A 7,559-nucleotide genomic window follows, 5' to 3' on the forward strand; every position below is an offset into this window, starting at 1 on the left:
CCCACGCCCACCTCCTGCAGGTTGACGCTGAACGTCTCATTCATGCCGGGCAGCCCCTCTCCCGCTTGCGGGAGAGGGTTGGGGAGAGGGAGCGGAGCCAAGCCGATACGCCGAAGTCACGGGTGAATCCAATTCGCGAGCAAGCTCGCTCCTACGGGTGGCACCCGCTCTTGCCTGCAGCTTGCAGCCTGCCGCCTGCAATGACGTAGACGTTATCCGCCCTACGGTGCCTCCCCGAACTCCGTCCGCGATACCGCCGGCCAGGCCGGCGCCAAGCGCCATCAGCCCCATGAATCCCCCGCCCTCCATTCCGCTGATTGCGCCACAAGGCCCGTCCCAGAGCCTCTCCGGCGCCCATCCATCAGCCTTTGGTACGAATCTCCAGCGCCCTCGCCGGCAGTTTCTCCACGCCGCAAATTCCGGACAGTTCATACCCCGGTACCAGCCTCACCATGCCTGCAAAACAATAAGGAGACACTTGCAGTGCAAACCCCCTGGACCCGCTCATACCCTGCCGGCGTACGCTGGGACAACGACCTCTCCGGCCTCAGCGTGCTGGACATGCTCGACGATTCCGTGCGCCGCTGGCCGGACCGCCCGGCCATCGACTTCATGGGGCGCAAGGTCGCCTACCGCGAGTTCGCCGCGCTGATCGACCACGCCGCCAAGGGCCTGCAGGACCTGGGGGTCGGCCCCGGCGTCCACGTCGGCCTCTACCTGCCCAACGTGCCGCAGTACGCCATCGCCTTCTTCGCCATCCTGCGCGCCGGCGGCACCGTGGTGAACTACTCGCCGCTGGATGCCGGCGACGTGCTGGCGCACAAGATCGAGGACAGCCGCACCGACATCCTCGTCACCCTCGACCTGAACAGCCTCTACCCGCTGATGGAACGCCTGCTCCAGAGCACCCGCCTGCACACCCTGGTGGTGGGCTCGCTGGGCGACTTCGGCGCGCAGCCGCGGGAGACCCGCGCCCGCCTGCAGCAGGAAGGCCAGCTCGCCCAGGTGCTCTACAGCGAACAGTGCCTGCCCTTCGAGCAACTGCTGGACAACGACGGCAACTGGCAGCCCCACCCGCTGCCGCCGCTGGACCAGGCCCTGGCCGTGCTGCAGTACACCGGCGGCACCACCGGCCTGCCCAAGGGCGCCATGCTGACCCACGCCAACCTCGGCGCCGCCGCGGCCCAGGTGGCGATGATCAACGTCGACAACGACCGGCGCCTGCACGAGGGCCGCGAAAGCATCCTGGTGGTGCTGCCGCTGTTCCACATCTATGCCCTGGTCGGCTGCCTGCTGTTCCCGGTGGCGGTCGGCGCCGAGATGCGCCTGCACGTGCGCTTCGACGCCGGCGCGGTGCTGCGCGACATCCACGACAACCGGGTGAGCTGCTTCCCCGGCGTGCCGACCATGTTCACCGCCCTGCTCAGCCACCCGCAGGTGGGCGAGTACGACCTGCGCTGCCTGAAGATCTGCGCCTCGGGCGGCGCGCCGCTGCCGGTGGAGCTGATGCAGCAGTTCAAGGCCCTGACCGGTTGCCAGATCACCGAGGGCTGGGGCATGACCGAGACCTGCACCGGCGGCACCTTCACCCCGGCCGAGCGGCCCAGGGCCGGCTCCTGCGGCATCCCGCACATCGGCGTGGACATCTGCTTCCTCGACCTCGACGCCCCCGAACGCAAGGTGCCGCTGGGGCAGAACGGCGAGCTGGCCATCCGCGGGCCGAACATCATGCGCGGCTACTGGAACGCCCCCCAGGCCAGCGCCGAAGCCTTCACCGCCGACGGCTACTTCCGCACCGGCGACGTCGGCTACATGGACGAGGACGGCTACATCCACATCGTCGACCGTACCAAGGACATGCTCCTGTGCGGCGGCTACAACGTCTACCCGCGGGTGATCGAGGAAGCCATCTACGCCCACCCGGCGGTGGAGGAAGTCATGGTCCTGGGCATTCCCGACGCCTACCGCGGCCAGTCGCCCAAGGCCTACGTCAAGCTGCGCGCCGGCCATGCCCCCTTCGACCTCGACGGGCTCAAGGCCTTCCTCAAGGACCGCCTGGGCAAGCACGAGATGGTGCAGGCCCTGGAAATCCGCGCCGAACTGCCCAAGACCGCCGTGGGCAAGCTCTCCAAGAAGCTGCTGAAGGACGAGATCGCAGCTGCCCAATCACCCAGCAACACCTGACCCGTACCCCCGTACAAGGACACCGTCATGCCCTCGATCTTCCCCGCCTCCATCACCGCGCCCTTCCGCCGGCACCCCGTGGAGCGCCGCCCGTCCCCCCTGCTCTGGGCGCTGGAATCGCGCGCCCTGCTGGAATGGGCCTCGATCCCGGCCGCCATGCCCTGGCTGCTGCTCAACGTGCCGCGCGGCGATGGCCACAGCGTGCTGGTGCTGCCCGGGCTGATGGCCAACGACTACTCCACGCTGCCGCTGCGGCGCTTCCTCGCCAGCCGCGGCTACGACGTCCATGGCTGGGGCCAGGGCCTCAACCGCGGGCCCGGCGAAGGCGTGGTGGACAGGCTGCTGGCCCAGCTGCAGCAGTTGCACGAGGATTCGGGACGCAAGGTCAGCCTCGTCGGCTGGAGCCTGGGCGGCATCTTCGCCCGCGAACTCGCCCGCGCCCTGCCGGGCAGCGTGCGCCAGGTGATCACCCTCGGCAGCCCGCTGTACGGCCCGCCGCAGAGCAGCACCAACGCCTGGGAGCTGTACCGCCTGGTGCGCAGCTTCAAGCGCGACAGCGAGGAGCGTGGCGAAGAGGCGCCGCCGGTGCCCACCACCTCCATCTACAGCCGCGGCGACGGCATCGTCGGCTGGGGCGGCAGCGTGGAACGGCGCGGCCGCCTGACCGACAACATCGAGGTCAACTGCGCCAGCCACATCGGCCTGGGCGTGCACCCGCTGGTCTGGTACGCCATCGGCGACCGCCTGGCGCAACCGGAGGAGCAGTGGCGGCAGTTCCGCCCGCGCGGCCTCAAGCGCGCCCTGTTCCCCTTCCGCGCGCCGAAACGATGAGGAACTGAACCGCCCGCCGCAACGGGCCTTGCGAGCAATTTCCCAGCAACGACAAGAACAAGGTTGGTGACGCGATGAAACATCTGAGCGGGATGGACGCCATATTCCTGCATATGGAATCGGCCGAGATGCCCACGCACATTGGTTCGCTCCATGTGCTGCAACTGCCTGAAGGCTACGAAGGCGACTTCTACGAAGAGGTCAAGCGGTACCTGGCCGGGCGCCTGCACCTGGCGACGGTCTTCACCCGCAAGCTGGCGTTCATGCCCTTCGACTTGTCGGACCCGGTCTGGGTCGAGGACGAACACCTGGACCTGGAGCACCACATCCGCCACATCACCCTGCCCAAGCCGGGCAGCAACCGCCAGTTGCAGCAGGTGGTCGCCCGCGCCCACTCGAGCCTGATGGACCGCAGCCGGCCGCTGTGGGAAATCACCATCATCGACGGCCTGCGCAGCGGCGAAGTGGCGCTGTACGCCAAGGTCCACCATGCCAACGTCGACGGCCAGGCCGGCATCGAGCTGGTCCGCGCGCTGTTCGACGACCTGCCCAGCGGCCGCGTCATCCCGCCGGCGCCGCCGCGGCTGCGGCGCAACCCGTACCAGCTCGGCGTCGCCGAACTGGCCGGGGCGGCCATCGGCAACGCCGGCCGGCAGTACGTCAAGCTGGCCCGGATGCTGCCGGACATACTGCGCGCCGGCCGCAGCCTGCTGCCGGTGGTGGGCGACAGCAGCCTGCGCAACTGGCGCAACCTCGACCCGCGCAAGCTGCTGGCCCCGCGCACCCCGCTGAACGTGGCCATCACCAACCAGCGCAGCTTCGCCGGGCGCACCGTGCCGCTGGCGGAGATCAAGGAAATGGCGCGCCAGCTGGAAGTGAGCTTCAACGACGTGGTCATGGCCACCGTCTCCGGCGCCCTGCGCCGCTACCTCAAGGCCAGCGGCGAGCTGCCGGAGAAGCCCCTGACCGCCGCGGCGCCGGTGAGCCTGCGCGCCCCCGGCGACGACACCGCCAACAACCAGGTGAGCATGCTGGCCATCGACCTGGCCACCAACGAGGCCGACCCGCTGGAGCGCCTGCGCCGCATCAACGCCTCCTCGACGCAGCGCAAGGAGGCGATGAACCGCTTCCGCTCGGCCATCCCCATGGACTTCCCGATCTTCGCCGCGCCCTGGCTGCTCTCCGGCCTGGCCGCCATGTACGGCCGCTCGCGCCTGGCCAACTGGATGCCGCCGCCGGCCAACCTGGTGATCTCCAACGTCACCGGCATTCCCATGCAGCTGTACTTCGCCGGCGCCAAGGTGCTGTGCTACTACCCGGTGTCCATCCCCAGCCATGGCATGGCCCTGAACGTCACCGTGACCAGCTACCACGACCGCCTGGACTACGGCCTGATCGCCTGCCGCCGCGCCCTGCCCGACCTCAACGACCTGGGCGACCACCTGCTGGCCGAGCACCGCCGCCTGCTCGAACTGGCGCGCGACAAGGCCGCCGTGGCGACGACGCAAGGCAAGGCAAGCGACACTCCCGCCGGGCCGAAACGCCCCCGCAGCGCCCCCAGGGCCGCCACCGCCAAGCAGGGCGACGCCCGGGGCAAACCGGCCGCCAAGGCCGGCCACCCCGTCAAGGCGCTGCCCAAGGCCAGGCCGGCCACCCCGCCGCGGCGCAAGGTGAACGGCGCCGCGGCGCAACAGCCCAGCCCCGCGCCGCAGCCGGCAGCGGTCGAAACCACCCAGGTCCAGTAGTCCCGGCGCCGGTCCGCCGCGCGGCGGCCCCACAAGGGCCAGACGCGGCGGCCGGCACCCCGTGGTCGACCTCCCCCGGAGCCTCGCATGTCCACACTCATCAGCGCGCCCGCGGCGGCGCAAAGCGGCCTGGCGCCCCACGGCAACGTCGAAGCCGTCTACGCCAGGATCACCCGCCGCCTCATCCCCTTCCTGTTCATCTGCTACCTGCTGAACTTCATCGACCGTGCGAACATCGGCTTCGCCCAGTTGCAGATGAAGACCTCGCTGGGCTTCAGCGATGCCGTCTACGGCCTGGGCGCAGCCATGTTCTTCGTCGGCTACGTGCTCTTCGAAGTGCCCAGCAACATGCTCCTGCAGCGTATCGGCGCGCGCCTGACCATCATGCGCATCATGCTGCTCTGGGGCCTGGCCTCCAGCGCCACGCTGCTGGTCACCACGCCCACCCAGTTCTACCTGGTGCGCTTCCTGCTCGGGGTGTTCGAGGCCGGCTTCTTCCCCGGCATCGTCCTCTACCTCACCTTCTGGTACCCGCCGCAGCGCCGCGCCCGGGTGCTGGCGCTGTTCTGCATGGCCCAGGTGGCCGCGGCCTTCATCACCAGCCCGGTGTCGGGCTGGATCCTGAAGAACATGCACGGGCTGCACGGCTGGGAAGGCTGGCAGTGGATGTTCTTCATCGAAGGCATGCCCACGGTGCTGCTCGGCCTGCTGGTGCTGTGGCTGCTGCCCAATGGCCCGCAGGACGCCAGGTGGCTGAGCGCGGACGAGCGCGAGCTGCTGCGCCAGGGCCTGCAGGGCACGGCCAGCGACAGCGAGGCCAGCGACGGCCACGGCAAGGGCGCGCTGGCCGCGGTGCTGCGCGACCCACGCATCTACCTGCTGGCCTTCGGCGCCTTCGTCTCCGGCTGCGCCGGCTACTTCCTGGCCTTCTGGACACCGACCATCATCCGCGAGCTGGGCGTGGCCGACCTGCAGATGGTCGGCCTGTACGCGGTCATCCCCAACGTCTTCGCGCTGTTCGCCATGTTCTGGTACGGCCGCCGCTCCGACCGCCGCAACGAACAGCGCCTGCACTGGACCGCAGCCTTCATGGCCGCCAGCGCCGGCTTCCTGCTGCTGGCCTGGGCCATCGGCAACGGCAGCCTGGCCTGGACGCTGGTCGCCATCACCGCCGGCGGCTCGGCCCTGGTGGCGGCCACCCCGGTGTTCTGGGCCATGGTCACCCGCTACCTGGAGCGCGAGCGCGCCGCCGTCGGCATCGCCCTGGTCAACACCCTGGCCAGCGTCGCCGGCATCAGCCCGGCCGTGGTCGGCGCCATCAAGGCCCGCACCGGCAGCCTGGACGACGCCATCTACCTGCTCTGCGCGCTGTTCGTGATCGCCGCCCTGGCCATGGCGCTGGGCATGCGCAAGGCCCTGGCGAACACCGAACAGCCGGCCTGAACCCCGAGGAGACACCCGTGAGCAACCCTTCCGAATACTTCGCCCAGGACTATCGCCAGGCCCGCCGGCAGTTCCTCGCCCGCGCCCACGCCGCGGGCCTCGAGGCCAGCAGTCACGTCCACCCCCTGCCCGGCCGCGACGGCGAGCAACTGGCCATGGACGTGGCCCGCTTCGGCGCCGCCGACGCCCAGGCCCTGCTCATCGTCAGCAGCGCCTGCCATGGCGTCGAGGGCTTCTGCGGCTCCGGCGTGCAGAACGCCCTGCTCGACGACCCGGGCTTCCACCAGCGGGCGAAGGCCGCCGGCGTGGCGGTGCTGTACATCCACGGCATCAACCCCTGGGGCTTCTCCTGGTGGCGCCGCTGGACCCACGAGAACGTCGACCTGAACCGCAACTTCCAGGACTTCGCCGGGCCCCTGCCCGCCAACCCGGGCTACGACGCACTCGCCCGGGCCCTGGTGCCGGACACCTGGCCGGCCCCCGAGGCCGACGAAGCGCTCTACGCCTACCTCGCCGAACACGGCCCGCGGGCCATACAGCAGGCCGTCAGCGGCGGCCAGTACAAGCACCCCGACGGCCTGTTCTACGGCGGCAACGCGCCAACCTGGAGCAACCTCGCCCTGCGCGCGATACTGGGTGAACACGCCAGCCGCTGCGCGCGCCTGGGCTGGATCGACCTGCACACCGCCCTGGGCCCCTGCGGCCACGGCGAGCGCATCGCCCACGCCCGCCCCGGCGACGCCGCCGGCCTGGCCCGGGCCCGCGCCTGGTGGGGCGCGGACGTGACCTCGCTGTACGAGGACGGCTGCGTGTCCGCCGAACTGGCCGGCAACATGTGGCACCTGGCCTACCAGGCATGCCCCCAGGCCGAATACACCGGCATCGGCCTGGAGTACGGCACCCTGCCGTCGGAGGACGTGCTGATGGCCCTGCGCGCCGACCAGTGGCTGAGCAACCACCCCGAAACCGACGCCGCCACCGCCGCGGCCATCAAGCAGCGCCTGCGCGACGCCTTCTACGTCGACACCGACCACTGGAAGCGGCGCGTCGTCGAACAGGCGCTGGACGCCGCCTTCCAGGCCCTGGACGGCCTGGCCGGCCAACCGGGAGCCCGCCCATGAACGATTCGCTGCACCTGCTCGACGCCACCGCCCAGGCGCAACTGGTCACCCGTGGCGAAGTCACCCCGCTGGAGCTGGTGGACGCCGCCATCGCCCGCATCGAACGGCACGACCCAGCGCTCAACGCGGTGATCTGGCGCCAGTTCGAACAGGCCCGCGCACGGGCCCGCGGCCCGTTGCCCGGCGGCCCCTTCCGCGGCGTGCCCTTCCTGCTCAAGGACCTGGCCGGCGGCGC

5 protein-coding genes and 1 pseudogene are annotated in these 7,559 nt (G+C 70.4%); all 6 read left to right on the top strand.

Going from position 1 to position 7,559, the window contains the following annotated elements:
* Nucleotides 1–483 precede the first annotated feature (483 nt).
* Entirely contained in the window at nt 484–2,184 is a 1,701-nt protein-coding gene (locus DK254_RS31325) for a long-chain fatty acid--CoA ligase (protein WP_109936950.1), read from the top strand.
* Nucleotides 2,185–2,211: 27 nt separating this feature from the next.
* A complete protein-coding gene (locus DK254_RS31330; RefSeq protein WP_109936951.1) occupies nt 2,212–3,015 on the top strand; it encodes an alpha/beta fold hydrolase in 804 nt (267 codons plus the stop codon).
* Nucleotides 3,016–3,143: 128 nt separating this feature from the next.
* On the top strand, nt 3,144–4,760 hold the full coding sequence (locus DK254_RS31335) for a wax ester/triacylglycerol synthase family O-acyltransferase (protein WP_256596002.1): 1,617 nt from the start codon (nt 3,144–3,146) through the stop codon (nt 4,758–4,760).
* Between the two features lie 87 nt (nt 4,761–4,847).
* Complete coding sequence (locus DK254_RS31340; protein WP_109936953.1) at nt 4,848–6,203, top strand: MFS transporter; 1,356 nt, start codon at nt 4,848–4,850, stop codon at nt 6,201–6,203.
* A 17-nt stretch (nt 6,204–6,220) separates the two neighbouring features.
* A complete protein-coding gene (locus DK254_RS31345) occupies nt 6,221–7,324 on the top strand; it encodes a M14 family metallopeptidase (protein ID WP_109936954.1) in 1,104 nt (367 codons plus the stop codon).
* Nucleotides 7,321–7,559 (top strand): annotated as a pseudogene (locus DK254_RS31350) (amidase); the annotation flags it as partial. The gene DK254_RS31345 and the pseudogene DK254_RS31350, both read left to right, overlap by 4 nt.

The sequence above is a fragment of the Pseudomonas sp. RW407 genome (assembly GCF_003176655.1).
Taxonomy (GTDB): Bacteria; Pseudomonadota; Gammaproteobacteria; order Pseudomonadales; family Pseudomonadaceae; genus Pseudomonas; species Pseudomonas delhiensis.

Excerpts from the sequence above, each read along its gene's own strand:
- DK254_RS31340 (WP_109936953.1), top strand. The coding sequence starts at position 4,848 with ATGTCCACACTCATCAGCGCGCCCGCGGCGGCGCAAAGCGGCCTGGCG.
- DK254_RS31335 (WP_256596002.1), top strand. The coding sequence starts at position 3,144 with ATGCCCACGCACATTGGTTCGCTCCATGTGCTGCAACTGCCTGAAGGC.
- DK254_RS31330 (WP_109936951.1), top strand. The coding sequence starts at position 2,212 with ATGCCCTCGATCTTCCCCGCCTCCATCACCGCGCCCTTCCGCCGGCAC.